Genomic DNA, 21,286 nt, shown 5'->3' on the forward strand with positions numbered 1-21,286 from the left:
TTAAAGAATGGAGGTTGTCTTTTGGCAAGACAAAAGAGAGTTTTTTTGGGTTTGTTTATTTTTATACTAGTTTTACTGTTGGTAATCCCAAGTGGTTTATTCATAAAAGAGCGTTTTTTCAACAATGGAAAAAACGAAGTAGAACTTTACTTTATGGGTTCCAATGGTAAAATGAAAGCGACAAAAAAGGATATTCAGAAGGGCGAACCTGAAGATATGATAAAATCTATATTGGAAGATTTGCGCTTAGGCATTAAGACTGATGGAATTCAACCAACTGTACCTGGAAATTTAGAGGTTAATTCTGTTGACATAGCTGAAAAGGTTGCAACCATTGATTTCACCTCCAAGTATTATGGTTTGGCAAGTGTTGATGAAGTTATTTGTCGTTCATCTATTGTATGGTCAATTACTTCTTTGGACTTTGTGGATTCAATAATTTTTACAGTTGAAGGCGCCCCTTTGCTCTCTAGAGATGGTGAACCTTATGGTGCGATGAATAGACTGAATATTTTGATAGACCCCGTTGTTTCGGCAACAACAACGGAATATGCAATTTTAAAGCTTTATTTTGCCAACGCAGATGCTTCAGATTTAATTGTGGAGGATCGTGTGGTTGAAGTAAATGCAAATCAACCAAGGGAAAGAACCATCTTGGAGCAATTAATTGCTGGGCCTAAGGAGGTTGGCAATTATGCAACAATCCCAACTGAAACAAAAATTATGGATGTTACAACGACTAGCGATGGAGTTTGCTATGTCAACTTAAGTCAGGAGTTTGTATCCAAGCATAATGGAGGTTCCACGGGAGAGCTGCTCACAATCTATTCTATTGTCAATTCCCTTTGTGAGCTAGAGAACGTAAAGAAAGTGCAGTTCCTCATTGAGGGAGAGAAGATGCAGTCATTTAAGGGTCATATTGACTTTAGCACTCCATTTGTTGCGGTGAAAAGTTTAAAGACAGTTGGCATGAATTAGAGTTATGAATCTGAAAAGACCAGCTCTTTGGGCTGTAATATTCACAATATGTGGAATTTATTTCCGGCTAGGCATATCAAAAGAGATATGCTTAGCCTTTTTTGTTCTTGTGGTTTACATAGTTACATGTTACGTGAAAAACCGACAGATAAAAGGTGCTTGCTGTCTTTTCATAATATTAATACTAAGCTTTTTCGTAGCAGGGAAGTCTGGAGGAGATAAGTTTCCTTCTTTGGATGGTGTGTCACTCTCAAATTCAATGGGTGTTATTCGGGAGACGGGAATAACAACTACAGGAAAACAAAAGCTTTTTATCAGTCTGGAAAGTTCTTTTTCTGAAGGCAGACAAAAAGAGATTGGTATCTATGCAATTTACGCTGGAGAAAGTAACTTTAAAATTGGAGATGTGATACATATTTCAGGGCAGTTAATGCCTTTAAAGGGAAAAAGCGTCCCAGGTGGGTTTGATGAAAAGCTTTATCTGCAAACAAAGGGAATCCAATATAAAATTTATCCCCATGTCCTTGAAAAAATTGGCGAAACAAAGGGTATCGCTGTTTCTTTGCAAAGGCAAAAGGAAAAAGTATTTGATATTTTTGATACTGTTTTACCACAAAAAGAAAGTGGTATTGTTAAGGCCATGGTAACAGGTGAAAAAGATGCCATCGATGATGAAGTAAGGGATTTATATATTAAAGCAGGTATTAATCATATCCTTTGTGTTTCAGGCCTTCATGTATCCTTATTTGCTTTGTTTTTGCACCTTTTCATGGAGAGGTGCTTAAAGCAAAGCAAACGTGTAGCAGCGTTGATAACCTTGATATGTTGCATTGCTTTTTTATGTTTTACCGGTTTTTCCCCCTCATCTGTACGGGCAGTTGTTATGATAGTTATTTCACTACTTGGTGTGATACTTTTTCGTAAGGGAGATTGGTTGAATAATTTATCTATAGCTGGGATTATTATTTTGTTTATTCAGCCCTTATATTTATGGAATGCTGGGTTTCAGCTTTCCTTTATTACAGCTTTTGGTATTTGGGTGGGTCTACAAATCATTCCAAAAGACAAGAGCAAACTAGTAAAACTAAAGCAATCAGTAATTCTTAGTGTTTATGCGTCCCTATTTAGTTATCCTATTGTGGCCTACCACTTTTTCAGTATTTCCTTAGTGGGGGTGTTTGTAAACATATTGATTTTACCTCTTTGTGGGCTGTTATTGTTTTTCTCTTTTTTTACTGCTATGGCAGGTTTGTTCTTTCCGCCTTTGGCAGCAATCTCTGCGGGAGGAATCTATGCTATTTTAAAGTTCTATGAGGTAGTTTGTGCTACCGCAGTTTCGATACCAAATAGCTATATGTTAGTGGGAGCACCATCCATATTATCAATGGCCCTTTTCTATTTGGTATTAATCATGTGTAGTTTTTATGGAAAAAAGTATTGTAATTATAAGGGTATTCTTTGTGTTATGATTTGTTTGGGAGTTTCTGTTTTTGGTAATAGATTGTTTTTTCATAAAAATACCATAGCTTTCTTGGACGTGGGACAAGGTGACGCCACTGTCATATCAACTTATGATGGCAAAGCAGTTGTGGTTGATGGAGGAGGATGGTTTCATGTAGACATTGGCAAGAATACTGGGGTTAACGTGGTTCAACCTTACTTGGAATATTTGGGAATAAAAGAGTTAGAAGGGGTTTTTCTGACTCATTTTGATGGGGATCATATGTTAGGTGTTCTTGAACTTTGCCAAAACGTGCCCGTAAAGGCATTATATTTAGGAGATTACCCATATAGCAATTTGGAGTATTGGGGGGCTTTGAAAGAAATATTGGAAAAAGGAGATATAATGCTGTATACTTTGAATGAAGCTGATAGTACAACTTGGGGCAACTATGGAAAATTTGATTGCTTACTTCCCCTCGACCATGTGAAGTATGTTGGCAATGATGATAATCAGGGATCATTGGTGCTAAAATATGAATATGGTGGAACAAAAGCTTTACTCACAGGGGATGCCACCGTTGAATCAGAGCAGGTGATGCTTTTAAAGGAGGCAGATGTTACAGCGCAAATTTTGAAATTGGGACATCATGGATCAAAGTATTCTAGTAGTGAGGATTTCTTAAAAGTAGTATCTCCGGAAATCTCCATAATTTCTTGTGGAAATGGGAATATCTACGGCCATCCCAATGAGGAAACACTGCAACGACTGGATCACCAAAATTCAGCTGTTTATAGAACAGATTTACAAGGAACAATACTAGCAAAATTGTCTCCAAAAGGCGGTTATCAAATAGAAACTGTTGCGGAAAGGGAAACGGTTTATGAAAGAGTTAAAAAAACAATGGAAAAATGGAGAATTTAAGGGATGTTATTTATTTTATGGCCCTGAAACATATCTGATTAAAAATTATGAAAAGGCATTAATGGATGCCTTATTACCACCCGGTGCGGAAATGATGAACCATGATATTTTTCAAGACAAAAGAGCAACCGCTAGCTCAATTTTGGATGCAGCACAAACACTACCGTTCCTAAATAAAAAGCGTATGATTACGATTCGCAACAGTGGCTTCTTCCAAAAGGGTGCCACAAAAGAGGAAGGGGAAAAGCTGGTTGATTTTTTAGGGCAATTACCTGAAAGTGTTTGCATTCTTTTTATTGAGGAAAAAGTGGAAAAAAATAATCGTCTTTACAAATCTGTGGTAAAAAATGGAGAGGTCGTTGAGTTTAAAACCCCGGGGGAAAAGGAGCTTACAATCTGGATTAAAAAGGAATGTGGTAAAAATGGGGTTAAGATAGAGGATGGTGGGGTACAATTTTTCCTCCAAACAGTTCAAAACGAGATGGAGTCTATTGAACGAGAACTGCAAAAACTCCTTTCGTATAAGGGAAACCATGGGATTGTTGAGGTAAAGGATATAAAAGAAATTTGTACGCCTTCTTTGGAGGCTAAGGTCTTTGATTTGGTACGTGCTGTGGCAGAAGAAAAACCAGAAAAAGCATTATCAATCTATCGAAATCTGTTGCTTTTGAAAGAGTCACCATATATGGTTCTTTCATTAATCACAAGGCAGTTTCGTATGATATTGTTGAGTTCATTACTGTCTAATGATGGCTTTACTAACTCTGAAATTGCTCAGAAGCTGGAAATTAGAGAGTTTGCAGTGAAAGAATATATTCGTCAAGCAAAGCGTTTTTCTAAGGCAGAATGGAAAATGGCATTGGAAGACTGTTTGAAAACGGATTTGAATATAAAAATGGGACGGGCAGCAGAGGAAAGTGCTGTTGAACTGCTTATTATGAAATATAGTAACAAAGCTTTAAATCAGAGCAGATGATATGAAAGGGTAGTTTTGTGATTTTAAAATGTACCTAAAAAAGCTAGATAAAATAGAATTATGCCGCCGAGAGGGCTTGTTGTCTGTGATGAGCAGGCAGTAAGCCCTTTAGCTTTGCCTAAAATAGGGTGGTATCCCTAATGACCTTTGTTTTCTTCGTAACGAGAGGTAATTAATTCTTTAACAAATTCCCAATTCTCCCCAATTTATTTGGGATTCCCGGTAGTGATGACTTGTATATAAAAACTTCTTGCCAATCCGTATATTATATTTTTGCAACCACGCGGCAGGGTAAACCGGACATTTCCATAAGTTTCATTGGGCAGGTAATAGCCTTAAATGTCCCCCCATGATGAATAATTTCAGAAAGATTACATAGGTTTTCGATGACAAAAGCCCCTCTGTCTGCACAATGCTGATCTTTGAGGGTATGTTCCTTACCTCGACGAATACCGGCAAAATCAACACCAATAATGGATACACCAATTTCTAGTAATTTGTCAATTAATTCATTGGAAAGCTGAGGGTGTTCCGTAAAATAGGCCTTTGTTCCATATTCGGTTTGGTCCAGAAACCCGCTGTAAAAAGCGACGAACATCCCTTGACTTACCTTGCTTAGGTCAATATCTGAACTGTTTATGTCACGATTTGCAACTGCATTCACATCAAAAACTATGGCATCTCGCTCTACATATTCCAATGGAAACTCTTTGTTCATAGCGTCAAAATGTGTGCCTAAATGACCCAAAAGGGCTTTTTTCTCATTTCCTTGAGCATTTTTTATCATATCTGTCGTGATTTTAAGGGTAATATCGATATACATAAATGTCCTTCTTTCCCCAGTTCGTTTTTCTAATGGCAATGTTTTAGTATTAAATAATCCTTGTTTACAATATACAAAATAAAAGTTTAAAACTCAAGGTTTTTGAGTTATTAACTATTATATTTTTTTTATGTGTGCATCAATCAGAAAAGGGATTTAAGTTACAAACCATAGCACCCTTTTCTGGTAATTCATAATTCATTTCATCAGCTTTGTCAGGTGAAATAAATTCTAAAAGAAAAAGTGATACCCAAAAGTATCACTTCGTAGTTTTTGCAAAATAAGCAGTTACTTATACCTCGTGGTAGGAACGTAGAATATTGTTGGCCACCTCAAGTTTACTTTGTCTGCAGTCCATTGCATGCTTTTCAATGTAACGGTGAGCCTGAGGTTCCGTCATATGTAAATGTTGAATCAACAGACATTTTGCTCGGTGTACCGTACGAACTTCAGAAAGTTGCTTTTGCAATTTCTTGTTTTTCTCCTGGATTTTTGCAATACGTTTTTCAAATGCAATTGCAAATTTTATGGCACGTTCAAACTCAGAACGCTTAAACGGTTTATACAAAGTAAGAATTCCGTACTCCTCTGTACTATATTCTTTTATATTCCGATATGAATCGGGTAACAACATAATCACAGAAGCATCTGTGCGTTGTGTCATGAAGAGGCTTAAATCTTGAGCCGATTCATTGGGAAGAGGAGCATTTATGATGATGAGTGTGGGGGATTCGCTAGCAATTAATTCCTTTGCTTGTTTACTATTCGATGCATATAGAATTTGACTGGCAGAATAGCAATCTAAAAGACACACTAAATTCTCTTTTTCAGATTCTTTTCCTGCAATAATCAGTGCCTGGTTCATAAAGCTCCTCCTTTCTAATTCCAGTTTTGTTAAAACATAGTAATATAAGCGTCTCTTTCAGCGCCAACAGAAACGTATTTGATGGGGCAACCTACAGCATCTTCAATATATTTGATATAATGAAGCGCTTCTTTTGGTAGTTCATCGGCGTTACGGCAGCTGCTAATATCACACTTCCAACCCTTCATCGTTTCGATGATAGGTTCAGCTGTTTTCAAAACAGAAGAATAAGGGAATTCTGTAACTTCTTCACCATTGATTTTATACTTTGTGCAAACAGGTATTTCATCTAAATATGATAAAACATCCATCTTTGTCAGAGCAATTTCGCTACATCCTTGCACACGAATACCATAGCGGCTGGCAACAACGTCAAAGGGGCCAACACGACGGGGTCTGCCTGTTGCAGCACCGTATTCACCGCCTGCTTCTCTTAAAGCTTCTGCTTCATTACCAAACATTTCACAGGTAAAAGGACCTTCACCAACACAACTTGAATAAGCTTTCATAATACCAATCACGCTATGCAGTTGCAGGTTGGGTACACCTGCACCAATTGGAGCATAAGCTGCGATGGTGGAGGATGAGGAAGTGTAGGGATAAATGCCAAAGTCAATATCTCTGAGGGCACCAAGTTGTGCTTCAAACATAATTTTTTTTCCAGCTCTATGCGCTTTCGTTAAATACAAACCTGTGTCAATAATGTTTTCTTTAAAGGGAGTGCCGAAGGTATCTAACCACTGCAAAATATCTTCAAATTTAACAGGAGCCTCATGATAAACACCTTCTATTACCAAATTCTTATAGTCTACCAACTTTTTCAGTGTTTCAGGGTAATCCTCTGGATGTAGCAAATCCCCCATGCGCAGACATTTTTTCATATATTTATCACCATAAACGGGTGAAATACCTCTACGGGTAGAACCATATTTTGCATCACCCAAACGGTCTTCTTCTAAGCAATCCAAAAGCTTGTGATAAGGAAGGCAAATGATGGCTTTGTCGCTAATTTTCAAATTTTCAGATGTAATTTTTACACCTGCACTTTTTAACCGATCTACTTCATGATAAAGATGTTCTAAATCTATCACCATACCATTACCCATAATATTTACAACATCTTCACGCAAAATGCCAGAAGGTAATAAATTTAAAACGAACTTCCCCAAATGGTTAATGACAGTATGTCCCGCATTATTTCCCCCTTGATATCTGCAAACGATATCATATTCTTGTGAAAGCAGGTCAACCATACGACCCTTGCCCTCATCTCCCCAGTTGATACCAACGATAGAAGTCAACATGAAGAAAGCCTCCTTTGTATTTGATATAAAAAATTATGATTTGACAGTAAGTTCATATAGAAATTTTAATAGCGTTTTCAAAGAATGTCAATGAAGCGGATATTGAATTATTATACTATATTTTGGAATTAATATACATGGAGATTTCTTTTATTTTCAGATGATTCTATTTTATTGACAGAATGGAACATTTTTTTTACTAATACTATGTCTTTTTTAAATTTTCCGTAATTAAATGGTTGGCAGGTGAAACTTTATGCAAATAGATATTGATGAAATCATTCAAATTAGGCATAGAAATTTTTTATACCTACTATTACTAAATGGATGAAAAAAATAATCGCTGGCATTAAAATTTGCCAGCGGGATATGTGGATTATGTTTTATTTTTCTTTTTTTTCTTATCAGGCCCGGGAATGTCAAAAGTATGGGCTCTGCCTAAAAAATAGGCGATTTTTATCATTCTTTTTTCTTCTGAGGATAATTCCCTTTCCATTAGTTCAGACATATGCCGTAACAACGCCGCAGTGTTTGTGCGTGGAGATTTGGGTGTGTTAATGAGCAGGGAGGATGGCTTGAAAACCGTGGGTACAAATTCCTTTGGATGGACGATTTCAAATACCTTTGCTGTATAAATAGCATCGAATAACGCATCATGAAAAGGATAGTCTATGATTATATTTAATTCGGTTACGGCATTTTTTAAGCCGATGGCCTTACCGGCCTCGTAATTTAAATGTGCCGAAGCGAAGCTTTGTACATTCAAGTATTTGTTGGTGATGCTGTCAGTATTTAGTTTGTAATAAAGTATATTTCGAAATAATGATTTAATATCATCAGCACCCCAGGTGCAAAGCGTTGCATCTTCTTCACCTATGAAAGATACAAATTGGTGAAAAGCTTCTTTAAAATTTTTCTGGCCCTTTAATTTTTCTTCTGTGATTCCCGTTATTTTCTCAACAAATGGATGCAATCTAGGATAAATTTGTGGTTGAATCATTGCATTAAACGTATCAACTTGTTGAAAAGCTTCGTTTAATTTTACAGCACCAATCTGAATGATCTCAAAGGGACATTCAGCAACGGGTGCAACGGCTTCACCTGTTTTGAAAGGAAAGGACTGGTTGAATTCTAAATCCAAAACGATATAATTCATAAGATTTCCTCCTGTCTGAACCAAGTATACACTAATTTTCATTTCAATGGAAGAAGTAAATTTGCTTGTATCAACAATAGTCAAGTGTTAAAATAGTATAAATATTATGAACAAAAGCAGAGGAGGCGTAACATGAAGCTTTTTTTTACAGAAGAACAAAAACAACAGGAGCGAAACAAAATTTATTTGGAAGAAGATGATCTTCTCTTAGAAGGGGAATATGTAGAGGGCGAAGGCAGAAATTTTCTGATTTCAGGAATAGCAACGGTTGAAGGTGAAAGATATCACGATTTCGAAGTGGTGTTTGAACTGGTTCATGATGTAGCGCAAGATCTTGAATCTATTATGAACACGGATTGGGAATGGTATGATTTTAATTTCTAATATAAAATTAGGGGGAATATAATGGACAACTTTAAATTTTTCATGCCCACAAATACTTTTTTTGGCCGTGGATGCGTATTAGCCAATAAAGACGGATTTTTGTCATTGGGCAATAAAGCAATGTTGGTTACAGGCCGTACTTCTGCGAAGAAAAACGGCGCACAAAAAGATGTTACAGATGCCTTAGCTTTACTAAACATTCCTTGGGTTTTATTTGATGAGATTGGCGAAAACCCTGATGTAGAAACAGTTGAGAGAGGGGCAAAATTGGCGATTAGTGAAAAGGCAGATTTTATGATTGGTATTGGGGGAGGATCCCCTATGGATGCGGCAAAAGCAATTGCTGTTTTGGCTGCAAACCCAGAACAGAATAGTGAGATTTTATTTACTGAGCCAAGTGTCAAGGCACTGCCTGTTGTGGCCATACCTACCACAGCAGGAACAGGATCTGAGGTTACGCAATATTCCATAATGACCCTTCACGAAAAGCGTACAAAGAGGGGAATCGTTCAGCCGGTTTTTGCTGAGGTTTCTTTTATGGATCCTAAATATATGGATGACCTTTCACCAGAAATTACGAATAATACCGCTGTGGATGCATTAAGCCACCTTATTGAAAGCTACTTGTCTGCAAACTCAAATTTTATGAGTGAAAAAATTGTAGAGTTAGGTCTTTCTTTATTTAAAGACTGCATCCCTGCCCTAAAGGCCAGAAGCTATACAAAAGAAGTAAGAGATAGATTGATGCTTGCTTCTACTTTCGGTGGTGTTGCAATTGCACAAACTAGCACCTCTATTCCCCATTGTCTGGGTTACTTTTTGACTTATGAAAAAGGGATCCCCCATGGTAGGGCAAACGGCTTGGTAACACAAGCTTATTTAGAATTATTTCCAAAAGAAGATAAAAAGGTTCAGCAGTTATTGCAATGCTTAGGGATGAAAAGCACAGAAGATCTAGGAATGTTTTTGAAAGAGGTAATGCATACTTCGGAAACTTTTACGGTGGAAGAATTATCATACTATACAGACCGTGCTATGGAAAATCCTCAAAAAATTGCAACCTTTCCTTACCAGGTTGAGAAAAGGGATATTTTTAGGGTCTATGAAAAAAGCCTTCTATCTTAATTTAAAGGGACAATTTACTATTTCTGCTTTTATTCATAAGCTATTAGAAAAAAGCGGAGGGGGATTTTATGCCCAGAGTATATTTAAGCCCGTCTTTGCAAAACTATAATCTTTTCATAAATGGCGGCACAGAGGAAGAGTATGTTAATTTAGTTGCGGATGCTATGGAACCATATTTACTTGCATCAGGAATTGAATTTTCCAGAAATGAACCTGGAATGAACTTATCTCAAGTAATTGATGAAGTAAATAGTGGTGACTATGATGTTTATTTTTCCATCCATACAAGCACGGCACCTCCTTCTATGGCAGGTAAACTTCAAGGAGTGGAGGCCTTTTATTTTGTGAGAAATCCTTATGGGGCAGAATTGGCAGAGATTGTAACGGAAAATCTTGAAAATATTTACCCCAGCCCTGAAAATGTTAAAGCAACACCAACGGCATCGTTAAAGGAATTAATACAGACCACACCACCGGCGGTGTTGCTAGAATTGGGGTACAATGATAATGCAAAGGATGCCCAGTGGATCAAAGATAATATTAGGCCCATTGCAAAGGAACTTGCTCGCTCTATAGCGGAATACTTTGCAATTCCCTTTGTAGAACCTGAAATGGGGTAAAACATTTATAGAAGTTATCCAATCATATGGCTTCGGATAGGTCTGCAAAATAGGGTTTTTGTTGCATTATGGCAAGGATTATGGCATATCAAAAAAACTGCTTTTTTGAGTGCATAATATTATGAGAGGGTTTTCAAAACAATGGTAGATTAGGCAACAACAGTTTGAAATAAATACAAATATAAATTCTTTATAAGCCGACACAATATGATGTCGGTTTTTTTGCTAAATAAAGAAGTTAGCTTTCATTTTTAGTTCGCAGTTGGTTCTCTAGGGGATGGCAAATTTACTTTTGTCATTTATTAAAAAAGGTTAAAATATGCCTAGTAGCAGAAGGCGTAAAATAAAAAAATCCTCGCAAAAAATAGCGAGGAAGGGGATTTATATGAAGTAGGGGAATCAGGAAAAAAAGGTTATTTTTTTGTATGATTTTCTAGCATTTCTCGAATCATTGGGTATAACAAGGCATATCCCGCATTACTTAAATGAATACCGTCGTACTGAAAGAAGTCTTCATAGGCTTCTTGTTTTTTTGCCCAAAGGGCAGAGAAAAAGTCAACCACAGGGCAATGGTACTCTGCAGCAATTTTCTTCATAGACTCAGCATAAAGCTGAACACGGTCTGAAGTTGTAAAGGGGAAAAAATCTGTATCCACCACTGGAGGAGGCGTTATAAAAATTGGTAAAATTGCGCCGTTGTTAAAATTTTTTTCGTGACGAAAAGAAAGTACAAGTTCAGTAATGGAACGTAGATTTTTTTCATATTCTATCAAAGGGCGGTAATAGCCCTCAAGTAAAGAGCAATCGTTGGAGCCAAAGAAAATAGTAATGATTTGAGGATGAAAGACTAGCACATCTTTTTCCAATCGTTCTAATGCTTCTCTAGTTGTATCACCATTTACTCCTTTGTTGATCACGCGCCATTTGGGAAAATCTTTTTTAATGCAAGCTGGAAAAGCAATTTGATCAAGGACACCATAGCCATAGGTAAGGCTGTCCCCAAAAGCAACAATTGTAAAAGGATCCATTATTTTTACTCCATTTCAGTCAAGGTTCATTTCATCATCATCAATACCTTGGAAAAAAGGCGGAAGTGTTTTTTTATGACTTCTGCTAACAAAGGCTTCTTTATCCGAGTCAAAAAAGAAAATACCCCAAGGTTCTTTTGATTTATCAACATAAGAAATATTGTCAAGATTGACAATAAAGGATCTATGTGTTTGAACAAAATTCTTACCAGGTATCAGACGTCGCACCTGATATAGGGGGTAGGGAACATGAATTGCCTCTTTTTTTAGATGAACAATTGACTTTTTCATAGTGCTTTCCACATACAGAATCTCATTGCATGGGAGATTATAAATTCCTTTGGGGGTATTAATTTGACAAAACTTTTGGTTTGTAAAATGCATTTTTTCGTACATGCCCTCATAGTAATGTAACAGACTACTTAAGGCCTCTTTCTTTTCGTTGTCAAAGGGTAATAGAAAACACTCACAAGAACGCCAATGAACAAAGGCAGTAATAAGATATTCAATTTTGGTTGAAAAGAGGATGATAGGGGTGTGCTGATGGTGCTCATTGCTTCTTAAATTATAAATAACACTACGCACATTCACAATATCATCTTCAAATCCAAAAAAGAAACAGTCGAATTCATGTTGTTCGTAAAGAGCGAACCATTCTTCTTTTGTACTAGCGCAGGAAACGCTGATTGGCCCACATTTTTTGCAGAAATCTGAAAGATAATCTAGCATGGGCGCGTCAAGAAAGCCTAGCAAAATCGAAAACATTTTGGCACCTCTCATAAAAAGTTTGCTTTTATTATATCACAAAACATGAATAAAAAAAAGAGAATTTTGCTAAAAAATATAAAAATATGGAAAAGAAAGTTGGTGCAACCTTGCAGAGTATTGACGATATTTGGAAATTATTGCCTGATGATGTCGGAAAAAGGATTCAACAAGATAGAGACATAATGAGTGAGCATATACAAGAAATTCGCCTTCGTGTACTTAGTCCTTTGTTTGTAAAGACAAACAAAGGACGATATTTCTTAACCGATGGTCAGAAAAATTGGATTGTTACCAATAGGCACATAAAGGAAGCTGTAGAAAAGCTTGGAGGTTATTCTCTTTATGCATTTGAAGAAGAGTTGAGGCAAGGATATCTAACTGTTTCTGGGGGGCATCGTGTTGGGTTTTGCGGTCGTGCGGTGTTAGAGGCAGGGAAGGTAAAAACCCTTCGCCAAGTCAGTAGTTTAAATATAAGAATTGCAGGGGAGGTTATAGGATGTGGAGAACAATGGATACCATATTTGTTAGAAAATAACAGCCTATGTCATACGCTGATTGTTTCTCCGCCAGGTTGCGGTAAAACAACACTGCTGAGAGATATGATTCGTTGTTTCAGTTATGGTGTAAATGGAATGGAAAATTATAACGTTGGTGTGGTTGATGAACGTGGTGAGATTGCAGCAATGAAAGATGGTGTACCGCAAATGGATATAGGCCCATGTACGGATGTGCAAGAGAACTGCCCAAAGGCAGAGGGGATGGTGTTTTTACTTAGAAGTATGACGCCAGATATTATTGCTGTAGATGAACTGGGGAAGGAGGCGGATTTTGTTGGCGTTGAGGAATTGCTTCACGCGGGTGTTACGTTGATCTCAACGGTTCACGGAAACGATATGGAAGGGCTTCTAAAAAATAAAAAAATGCAAAAGATGATAGGGCAGATGGAAAACGGAAGAATTCTATTTCTTTCGAAAAAATGTGGCACAGGAACAGTAGAACAAATCTGGGATACACAAGGGAAAAAACACTACGAAAGAGGGTTAAAGCCATGATGATTCAGCTGATTGGTGCACTTTTGATTGTTTCGGCGACAACATTAGTAGGGTTTACTTTTGCCGCTAGAGAAAAATATAGGTTAAAAGAGCTTGAGGAAATTGAAAGAGGCATTTTACTGATGAAAAACCAAATTTCGTATTTGGGTACGCCGTTGGCGCAGCTTTTAGAACAAATCAGTTGGAAAACACAGGGTGTAACAGGACAGGCATTTCAAGACATTGCAATGAAAATGATGGAACGCCAGGGTAATTCTGCGGAAGAAATTTGGGAAAGGGTATGGCTGGAAATGGGGAAAAAGTCATATTTAACCGCAGTGGACATAGAAGAATTAATTGCTTTTGGACGAACTCTGGGTTTTTTAGAAAAGGAACAGCAAGAAGGAAGTATGGATATGCTTTTGTTTTATTTGAGAGAAAAGCAAGAACAAATTAAAAAGCGATTAGAAAAGAATGGGCGTTTATATTACAGTATGGGTGTGCTCAGTGGTCTTTTAATTGTAATTACGCTGCTGTGAGAAAAGGGGAGGACTAAGTTATGGAAATTAATATTGTATTTCGTATTGCTGCAGTTGGCATTTTGGTTGCTGTTCTGAATCAGGTTTTGATTCGAGCAGGCAGAGAAGAACAAGCGATGATGACAACATTAGCAGGGCTCGTGGTTGTTTTGTTTTGGGTAATTCAATACATTAGTACATTATTTGAAACGGTGCAAACGCTATTTCAACTGTAAGGGGGTCAAGCCATGGAAATGGGGCGAATTATTGCTCTGGGGCTGGTGGGGACAATATTTGCGATTATGCTAAAAAAAGAAAATCCACAAATGAGTGTCTTAGTTTCAGTTGCAGCGGGAATCCTAATCTTTTTTACGGTCTGCACGCCTTTGAGTGGATTAATAGCACTTTTACGGGATGCTGCCGAAAAAGCTGGTGTTGGCAGTGGATATTTTGGAATTGTTCTAAAGATTATTGGTATCGCTTACCTAGCACAATTTGGTGCACAGCTTTGTGCCGACGCTGGTGAAGGGGCTATTGCCGCTAAAGTGGAATTGGCAGGAAAAATTTTGATTATGGCAGCCTCTGCACCTGTACTAACCGCGTTGCTAGAGCTTGTTATAGATTTAGTGTAGAGGAGGGGGGGAATGAAAAAAGTCTTATTGCTTTTTATTGTTTTATTTACACTGATACCCTCGCCTGCATATGCACAGGATTTGTTGGAGAGTCAATTAGATTCTCTTGGTTTGGAAAATGTAGATGCCCACCTTGATGACGGGACGAGCTTTTCCTCCCTAGTAAGGGATGTTGTTTCTGGCAATTATAATTTTTCCTTTGAAGATTTGCCTAGAACCATCGGAGATTTGGCTTTTGGTGAATTTAAAACACAAAGCCGCTTACTTACCCAATTACTTTTAGTTGTTATACTTAGTGCTGTTTTAAAACAGCTCAGCGGTTCGTTTCATGGGAAGTCAGTGGGGGAAATGGGCTTTTATGTATGCTATATGGTGTTAATTGTAATAATTATTAATTCCTTTTATAGCATTTCAACGGCCGTGGTGGAGAGAGTGGATCAAACTTGCAAGGTCTTTTTGGGAATGCTGCCTGTATTTTTAGTGCTTTCTGTCTCTGGTGGAAACTTTACCCAAACTGCATTGATGGGTCCAACCATTATGGGTGGATCCACGGTATTATCCTTTGGAATTCGGGATTTTATCGTGCCAGCAATTCTATTGGCGGTTGCCTTGGAAATGGTGGACCATATTACGGAAAAACCCATGCTTTCACGCTTTGCCCAGTTGTTTCGCCAGGGTATTTCATGGACGTTAAAAGGAGCGGCAATCCTTTTTATGCTTTTATTATCCCTCCAAAAAATTGGTGGAGGTGCACTGAATGGCTTGGCGGCAAAAACAGCAAAAATAGCAGTTGGCTCAGTTCCAATTGTTGGCGATGTTATGGGAGGGGCTGTAGAAACAGCGGCGGCAGTGGCAGGAACCTTGAAAAGCGGTACTCTAGCTGCAGCGGCAATCTTCCTGTTATTGTTATGTATCCCACTATTGATTAAGCTGGCAGTAATCCTATTGGTGTTTAAAATTACTGCTGCTGCCGCAGAGTTTATTTGTGAAGAAAGACTGGTTGATTGCATCAGTGCAGCGGGGGATTACACCGCATTATTGCTTGGGGTAGTATTTCTGACGGAAGGCATGTTTCTTTTTTCTGCCTTATTACTTTTAGGCGGGTTATAGAAAGGAGAATTGGAATGATGGAGACGTTAAGCGCATATATAAAAACTATAACAGCTTTGACTATTTTTTCTGCGCTTGCTTGTATGCTGATGCCCGATGGCTCCTTTCGAAAATATGTAGAGTTGGTTCTTGGAGTGTTGGTTTTAACTGCTGTTTTAAATCCGTTTTTACGGATTTTTGGTACGGATAAAGGACATATGGAGCTAGGTTTACTTCAAAATCAGGTTCGATTGGAAAAGGTATTCTTATCCGCGGATGAGTATGAGCAAATCGAACAGCAAAGGGTGACACAAGCGTATGGTCAGGTGCTGGAGGATAGAGTCAAGGCGGATTTGGCAAAAAAGTATAGTGATATAGATTGGATAAGCATAACTTTTTGTCAAGATATCGAGGATGAGGACTACGGCACGATAGAGGGCATTTCCATCGGCTGTGCTGAGGAAGATGCAAAAAAAATACAGACCTATGCGGCTAAAAGATATGGATTGCCAGAAGAGGCAGTCACAGTGGAAAAATGACGAAAGAAGGGTGACATGAGATGCAAAAAGACTTTTGGCGGGATTTGTTCCGGCCGGAAAATAAAAAGACAGGCAATAACATACTGTTGGCATTATTAATTGGTGTGCTTCTTTTGGTTTTGGGTAAAACATTTTTTCCTTCTGAGGAAAAAACAGCGGAAGTTAGCCAAAAAGAAGAAATATCTCAAGTGCACGGCTCAAATGACCGAGAGATGGAGGTACGGATGGCCGAAATCCTCTCTAAAATCCAAGGGGCCGGAGAAGTAGAGGTAATGTTGACTTTTAGCGCAAGTACCGAAAGTATTGTGGCGCATGAAGAAAAGACAGAAGAAACTCGTTCTCAAGAGGGTGGGAAGACCAGCGAGAACCTAAGAAAAGAAACAACTGTTGTTATGACAGAAGATGGGAAAGGAAATACCTCACCTTTGGTTCTCACACAAAATTCTCCTCAGGTAGAAGGGGTGGTTATTGTAGCCCAAGGTGGTGATAATGCAGTGGTTTGTAAGGCGTTAAATAATGCAGCTCAGGCACTTTTAGATGTGCCAGCTCATAAAATTGCAATACTAAAAATGAAATAAGGGGGAAAAAAGATGTTTGTTATTAAAAGAAATCAGGTAGTAGTTACAGCACTGGCGGTTATGATTGCGGCAGCCGGATATTTAAATTTTCAAGAAAGTAAATCTTCCGAGGGGACCCAAACGGCATTACAACTGACGGAGGAAGGGGATGCAGCGGCTGTTGTATCCGACTATGCAACATTACCTGACGATGTTGCTGCTGATGAAGTGGGCCTTGACCCAATTACTGCAGAAGTTTCTGATACGACAGGTGATGGCGCCGCTGTATTTGTAAGTGCAGAAGCCGTTCAAGAGGGGTCACAATTTTTTGCCGAAGCAAAATTAGATAGAGAACAGGCAAGAGCGAAGCAAAAAGATATTTTAACAGAAATGATGAATAATGAAAATGTTAGTCAGGGTCAGAAAGATAAATGTGGAAACAGTATGTTGCAGTTGCAAGAGCGAATCGAAAAAGAAACTGCAGCTGAGGCGATGATTGAAGCAAAAGGGTTTAAAGAAGCTTATGTGCGTATTGATGATCAAACCGTTGATGTTGTTGTGGATAAAGCCACATTAACCGATGCTGAAGTTGCACAGATTGAAGATATTGTAAAGCGCAAAACCGGATTTAAGGCAGATCAAATTAGAATTAATCCTTTGCAAAAGTAAAAAACATAGTGAAATAAAGTAAAAATATTGTAATATTATACTTATATTTGTGCATAAGCCTGTTGGATTTTACTGTGGGTTTATCTAAAATTGAGAAAATTTGATACAGCTAGGGGCTTTCTTAGGTATATCTTAATAAATTTTGCAAAAAATAGTGGTAGATTAGGCGGCCAAAATAGAGACATTGATTCACCTGAAAAACAGTTTTACAGTTGCGTAATGCAGGTATCCAATAAGATTTTCTTATGATGGGACTTGACAAGAGAGTGGCTGGAAAACCGCTGTTGGGTGTTCCTGTAATCTATTTTTAGGCCGCTTAATTTTGTTTAATTATGTATGATTAAAGGATGCATATTTATTTGCATCCTATTGCTTTTTCTGGTATAATGAAAGCCAGCAATGCTTATTGTGTATGAACTTTCTATGAATGTATAGAATCATGTATAAAGAAAGACAGGAGGTAATGAAAATGTCTGAAAATAAAATGCTGGGTGGTCAAATAGAGATTGCCGATGAAGTGATTGGTGTCATTGCAGTTACTGCGGCCCTTGAGGTTGAAGGCGTATCTGGCAATGCCTCGAAAGTTTTGGTTGAGCTTTTCGGTAAAAAAGGCCAAACACGATGCGTTAAGGTAGCGAAGGATGAGAACGAAGTTGTTCTTGATATGGATATTATCGTAAACTTTGGAACAAAAGTTCAATTGGTTGCCGAGCAGGTACAAAAGAAAGTGAAGAATGCAGTTGAAACAATGACTGGCCTAAGTGTTCCTGTGGTGAATGTCAGCGTTTCAGGTATTGTGAAAGAAAAAGCTGTTAAGATCGAAGAAGAACTATAAACAGTGAGTCGTCGGAATACCACCCCAAAATTCGGGGTGGTATTTGTCCTTTTTATTTTTGCGGAGGGTTTTTAAATTATGAGCCGAAGAAGTGCCAGAAAAAATGCGTTTTTCCTATTGTTCCAGATGGATTTTAATCAGGCAGAGGAATATGAACAGGTAAAAGAAATTTTCTTTGCAGAGAAGGAAGAACCTGTTGAAGATGAAGATAAGCAATTTATTGTTAGTGAAGTGGAGGGAGCAAGAGCCCACCTGGATGAAATCGACCGTATCATTGGTGAATGTGCCAGAGGTTGGCACACCGATAGAATGTCTAAGGTGGATTTAGCTATTTTGCGTCTGGCTGTATATGAACTTCGTTTTAGTCAAGACACTCCTGTGGGGGTTGCCATAAATGAGGCAGTTGAGCTGGCGAAAAAGTTTAGTTCTGATGAAGCTCCTGGCTTTGTAAACGGTATTTTAGGCAAAGTTGCAGCAATGTAACTGATATTTGGTAATATGGTATTCAAGAGCTAGCCTTGAAGCGGGCAAAATAAATAATATCTAGGGGTAAGTTCGTTTTTTATTTCTAAAATAATTAAAAATCTACTTGTGTTTTAGGCTGACATTTTAACCTAATCTAGAGAAATAAATCAAATTTGTTTTTACGAAAAGGGGCGAGGTTATGATTGAACCAAAGGTTTTTTCTGTGGGACAAATTAATAGATATATTAAAAACCTCATGGAAAATGATTTTATACTAAGCAGCCTTTTGGTAAAAGGAGAAATTTCAAACTTCAAAGCCCATTCAGGGGGTCACTTTTATTTTAGTTTAAAGGATGCCTCTGGGGCTATTTCCTGTGTAATGTTTCGACAAGAGGCGTGCCGTTTGCCCTTTGTTCCAGAAAATGGAATGAGTGTAATTTTGTATGGACATATTTCTTTATATGAAAAAACAGGACAGTACCAGCTATATGCTGAAATGATGGAGCCGGTTGGAGTTGGCTCCTTGCAAATTGCCTTTGAACAGCTAAAGAAAAAGTTAGAAGAAGAAGGTCTATTCGACCAAGACTTTAAAAGAGAAATTCCATCTCATATTGAAACCATTGGGGTAATTACATCACCCACAGGGGCGGCGGTGCGAGATATTATTCAAATAGCAAAACGTAGAGATCCAAGAGTTAAAATAGCAATTTTTCCAGCATTGGTTCAGGGAGAAAAGGCTGCTGAGGACATTGTTCGTGCCCTTAAGCTCGTTAATGAGTGGGGGAAGGCGGAGGTCATTATTCTTGGACGGGGCGGTGGTTCCATGGAAGATTTATGGGCATTTAATGAAGAAAAAGTTGCTAGGGCAATTTTTGCTTCAAACATTCCCGTGATTTCTGCTGTTGGGCATGAAACAGATTTTACCATTGCAGATTTTGTTTCTGATTTAAGGGCGCCTACCCCCTCTGCTGCAGCGGAGTTGGCTACGCAGCCATTGATGCTAAAGCATGAGCGGATAGAACAGCTTGAATCTCGTTTGTGGAGAAATATGAAAGCAATTTTGGATGATTCGCAGCGTAAGCTGTTGTATATAAAAGAACGTCCTATACTAAAGCGTCCATTAGAACGTATTCATAACACCCAGTTGCTTTTGGAGAAGTTTGTCGTCGATATGGGCAAAGTCATGGACCAAAGATTACTGCGAAACAGTGAAAGACTAGGTATTGCTGAGGCGAGGCTTCAGGCTTCTTCACCATTGGCGCTAATGAAGCGGGGATATATAATGGCAACAAAAGAGAATGGAAGTGTTGTGGTTTCCGCAAAGCAAGTTGAACTGGAGGAAGTCATAAATTTGAGATTTCAGGATGGAACTTTGAATGCAAAGGTATTGGAAAAGGTGGTGATAACCTGTGGCGAAGAAGAAGTTGACGTTTGAAGAATCAATGGAGAGGCTTGAGGAGATTGTTGAAAAGTTGGAGCAAGAGGAAGTTTCCTTGGATGAGGCAGTAGCTTTTTATAAAGAGGGATTAACCCTATCTGCTTTTTGCAAAGAAAAATTAGCGATCGCTGAGGGTGAAATTCTTCTTTTGCGCAAAGAAGCAGGATTGTGGCAGGAAGAACCTTTTACAATAGAGGAGCAGGACATATGAGTAAATTAAACGAACAGATGAACCAATGGATACAATATATCGAAGAGAATTTAGATAGATATATTTTGAAGCAGGATGAGTTCCCCCCTGTAATTTTTGAAGCAATGAGATATAGTCTTTTTGCTGGTGGAAAGCGTTTGCGCCCGATGATGGTTTTGGCGGCTTGCCAGGCTGTTGGAGGGGATAAAGCTGAGGCTATTCCTTTTGCTTGTGGGATTGAGATGATTCATACCTATTCTTTAATTCATGATGACTTGCCAGCCATGGATAATGATGATTACCGTAGAGGGAGATTGACAAATCATAAAGTTTACGGCGAAGATATGGCAATTCTTGCAGGGGATGGCTTGTTGCATCAAGCCATGGAGATTATGGCTGATGCCTGTTACCTCAATCCTTGTGTTAAGACTGTTGGTGCCATGCAGGCGATTGCCCATGGGGCTGGCATTCATGGAATGTTAGTAGGTCAAGTAGTGGACGTTTATTTTGAGGGAAAAGCGTTGGACGAAAAAACCCTTGATTTTATTCATTTAAACAAAACAGCAGCAATGATTCGTGGTGCATTAAAAGCAGGCGCAATCCTTGGTGGTGCCACACAGGAAGTAGCGGAACAATTTGCATTAGCTGGTGAAAAAATTGGTGTGGCTTTTCAAATTTTAGATGACATATTGGATGTAACCAGCACCATGGAGGAATTGGGAAAGCCAATTCATAGTGACGAGAAAAATGATAAAACAACTTATGTGACTCTTTATGGAATAGAAAAATCTAGAGAAATTGCGTGCAAGCTTTCTGATGAGGCTGTAGCTATTTGGGAAGAAATGGGAGAAAGTTGTAATTTTCTAAAAGATTTAACGAAATATTTAACGCAAAGAACCTTTTAAATATTTGATGAACGAAAGAAAGAAGA

At 38.2% G+C, this 21,286-nt stretch carries 25 protein-coding genes; 19 read left to right on the forward strand and 6 right to left on the reverse strand.

Annotation, left to right across the window (positions count from 1 at the left end; all coding sequences use genetic code 11):
- Positions 1-21 precede the first annotated feature (21 nt).
- From ABVZ64_RS11215 to holA, 3 genes are read left to right on the forward strand one after another with little or no spacing between them, the layout of a single operon-like run.
- Positions 22-978, forward strand: a complete 957-nt coding sequence (locus ABVZ64_RS11215) for a GerMN domain-containing protein (protein WP_352401101.1) — start codon at positions 22-24, stop codon at positions 976-978.
- Between the two features lie 4 nt (positions 979-982).
- Positions 983-3,343: a DNA internalization-related competence protein ComEC/Rec2 gene (locus tag ABVZ64_RS11220; protein WP_352401102.1), complete on the forward strand. Its 2,361-nt coding sequence runs from the start codon at positions 983-985 to the stop codon at positions 3,341-3,343.
- Positions 3,303-4,319 carry a DNA polymerase III subunit delta gene (holA, locus tag ABVZ64_RS11225; RefSeq protein WP_352401103.1) on the forward strand — a complete coding sequence of 339 codons (1,017 nt, stop codon included), beginning with the start codon at positions 3,303-3,305 and terminating at the stop codon, positions 4,317-4,319. Before ABVZ64_RS11220 ends, holA begins: the two co-directional genes overlap by 41 nt.
- Positions 4,320-4,584: 265 nt before the next feature.
- On the opposite strand, the gene ABVZ64_RS11230 is transcribed toward holA, so the two are convergent.
- From ABVZ64_RS11230 to ABVZ64_RS11245, 4 genes are all read right to left on the reverse strand, one after another.
- The gene (locus ABVZ64_RS11230) at positions 4,585-5,142 is read right to left on the reverse strand and encodes a cyclase family protein (protein WP_352401104.1); all 558 of its coding nucleotides are present in this window, start codon (positions 5,140-5,142) and stop codon (positions 4,585-4,587) included.
- A gap of 292 nt (positions 5,143-5,434) precedes the next feature.
- Complete coding sequence (locus tag ABVZ64_RS11235) at positions 5,435-6,007, reverse strand: ANTAR domain-containing response regulator (RefSeq protein ID WP_352401105.1); 573 nt, start codon at positions 6,005-6,007, stop codon at positions 5,435-5,437.
- 29 nt (positions 6,008-6,036) lie between these two features.
- Positions 6,037-7,311, reverse strand: coding sequence for an adenylosuccinate synthase (locus ABVZ64_RS11240; protein ID WP_352401106.1), 1,275 nt, complete (start codon positions 7,309-7,311; stop codon positions 6,037-6,039).
- Positions 7,312-7,687: 376 nt separating this feature from the next.
- On the reverse strand, positions 7,688-8,467 hold the full coding sequence (locus ABVZ64_RS11245; RefSeq protein ID WP_352401107.1) for a 3'-5' exonuclease: 780 nt from the start codon (positions 8,465-8,467) through the stop codon (positions 7,688-7,690).
- Between the two features lie 132 nt (positions 8,468-8,599).
- Here ABVZ64_RS11245 and ABVZ64_RS11250 point away from each other — a divergent pair, with 132 nt between their 5' ends.
- From ABVZ64_RS11250 to ABVZ64_RS11260, 3 genes are all read left to right on the forward strand, one after another.
- Positions 8,600-8,851, forward strand: coding sequence for a hypothetical protein (locus tag ABVZ64_RS11250; protein WP_352401108.1), 252 nt, complete (start codon positions 8,600-8,602; stop codon positions 8,849-8,851).
- 21 nt (positions 8,852-8,872) lie between these two features.
- A complete protein-coding gene (locus ABVZ64_RS11255; protein WP_352401109.1) occupies positions 8,873-9,976 on the forward strand; it encodes an iron-containing alcohol dehydrogenase family protein in 1,104 nt (367 codons plus the stop codon).
- Positions 9,977-10,044: 68 nt separating this feature from the next.
- On the forward strand, positions 10,045-10,596 hold the full coding sequence (locus ABVZ64_RS11260) for an N-acetylmuramoyl-L-alanine amidase family protein (RefSeq protein WP_352401110.1): 552 nt from the start codon (positions 10,045-10,047) through the stop codon (positions 10,594-10,596).
- 413 nt (positions 10,597-11,009) lie between these two features.
- Here ABVZ64_RS11260 and ABVZ64_RS11265 read toward each other — a convergent pair whose 3' ends face one another.
- Together ABVZ64_RS11265 and ABVZ64_RS11270 are read right to left on the reverse strand one after the other, a co-directional pair.
- The gene (locus ABVZ64_RS11265; protein WP_352401111.1) at positions 11,010-11,624 is read right to left on the reverse strand and encodes an SGNH/GDSL hydrolase family protein; all 615 of its coding nucleotides are present in this window, start codon (positions 11,622-11,624) and stop codon (positions 11,010-11,012) included.
- Between the two features lie 15 nt (positions 11,625-11,639).
- Positions 11,640-12,389 (reverse strand): LytR/AlgR family response regulator transcription factor, encoded by a 750-nt coding sequence (locus ABVZ64_RS11270; RefSeq protein ID WP_352401112.1) that lies wholly within the window; start codon positions 12,387-12,389, stop codon positions 11,640-11,642.
- A gap of 86 nt (positions 12,390-12,475) precedes the next feature.
- Here ABVZ64_RS11270 and spoIIIAA point away from each other — a divergent pair, with 86 nt between their 5' ends.
- The 13 genes from spoIIIAA (at position 12,476) to ABVZ64_RS11335 (ending at position 21,260) form a co-directional block, all read left to right on the forward strand.
- The gene (spoIIIAA, locus tag ABVZ64_RS11275) at positions 12,476-13,444 is read left to right on the forward strand and encodes a stage III sporulation protein AA (protein ID WP_352401113.1); all 969 of its coding nucleotides are present in this window, start codon (positions 12,476-12,478) and stop codon (positions 13,442-13,444) included.
- Complete coding sequence (gene spoIIIAB, locus ABVZ64_RS11280) at positions 13,441-13,962, forward strand: stage III sporulation protein SpoIIIAB (protein WP_352401114.1); 522 nt, start codon at positions 13,441-13,443, stop codon at positions 13,960-13,962. Before spoIIIAA ends, spoIIIAB begins: the two co-directional genes overlap by 4 nt.
- A 20-nt stretch (positions 13,963-13,982) precedes the next feature.
- A complete protein-coding gene (gene spoIIIAC, locus ABVZ64_RS11285) occupies positions 13,983-14,177 on the forward strand; it encodes a stage III sporulation protein AC (RefSeq protein WP_066051238.1) in 195 nt (64 codons plus the stop codon).
- 12 nt (positions 14,178-14,189) lie between these two features.
- On the forward strand, positions 14,190-14,573 hold the full coding sequence (spoIIIAD, locus tag ABVZ64_RS11290) for a stage III sporulation protein AD (RefSeq protein WP_352401115.1): 384 nt from the start codon (positions 14,190-14,192) through the stop codon (positions 14,571-14,573).
- 12 nt (positions 14,574-14,585) lie between these two features.
- Entirely contained in the window at positions 14,586-15,683 is a 1,098-nt protein-coding gene (locus tag ABVZ64_RS11295; protein ID WP_352401116.1) for a stage III sporulation protein AE, read from the forward strand.
- A gap of 14 nt (positions 15,684-15,697) precedes the next feature.
- A complete protein-coding gene (locus tag ABVZ64_RS11300; RefSeq protein WP_352401117.1) occupies positions 15,698-16,201 on the forward strand; it encodes a stage III sporulation protein AF in 504 nt (167 codons plus the stop codon).
- A gap of 20 nt (positions 16,202-16,221) precedes the next feature.
- The gene (locus ABVZ64_RS11305; protein ID WP_352401118.1) at positions 16,222-16,779 is read left to right on the forward strand and encodes a SpoIIIAG-related protein; all 558 of its coding nucleotides are present in this window, start codon (positions 16,222-16,224) and stop codon (positions 16,777-16,779) included.
- 12 nt (positions 16,780-16,791) lie between these two features.
- Positions 16,792-17,427 (forward strand): SpoIIIAH-like family protein, encoded by a 636-nt coding sequence (locus ABVZ64_RS11310; protein ID WP_352401119.1) that lies wholly within the window; start codon positions 16,792-16,794, stop codon positions 17,425-17,427.
- Positions 17,428-17,896: 469 nt separating this feature from the next.
- Entirely contained in the window at positions 17,897-18,262 is a 366-nt protein-coding gene (locus tag ABVZ64_RS11315) for an Asp23/Gls24 family envelope stress response protein (protein ID WP_352401120.1), read from the forward strand.
- A gap of 78 nt (positions 18,263-18,340) precedes the next feature.
- Positions 18,341-18,745: a transcription antitermination factor NusB gene (nusB, locus tag ABVZ64_RS11320; protein WP_352401121.1), complete on the forward strand. Its 405-nt coding sequence runs from the start codon at positions 18,341-18,343 to the stop codon at positions 18,743-18,745.
- A gap of 181 nt (positions 18,746-18,926) precedes the next feature.
- Complete coding sequence (xseA, locus tag ABVZ64_RS11325) at positions 18,927-20,162, forward strand: exodeoxyribonuclease VII large subunit (protein WP_352401122.1); 1,236 nt, start codon at positions 18,927-18,929, stop codon at positions 20,160-20,162.
- Positions 20,137-20,376 carry an exodeoxyribonuclease VII small subunit gene (gene xseB, locus ABVZ64_RS11330; RefSeq protein WP_352401123.1) on the forward strand — a complete coding sequence of 80 codons (240 nt, stop codon included), beginning with the start codon at positions 20,137-20,139 and terminating at the stop codon, positions 20,374-20,376. Before xseA ends, xseB begins: the two co-directional genes overlap by 26 nt.
- Complete coding sequence (locus tag ABVZ64_RS11335) at positions 20,373-21,260, forward strand: polyprenyl synthetase family protein (protein WP_352401124.1); 888 nt, start codon at positions 20,373-20,375, stop codon at positions 21,258-21,260. The genes xseB and ABVZ64_RS11335 overlap by 4 nt, the downstream gene beginning before the upstream one ends.
- Positions 21,261-21,286: the final 26 nt, after the last annotated feature.

The organism is Anaerotignum sp. (genome assembly GCF_040307045.1).
Classification (GTDB): domain Bacteria; phylum Bacillota; class Clostridia; order Lachnospirales; family Anaerotignaceae; genus Chakrabartyella.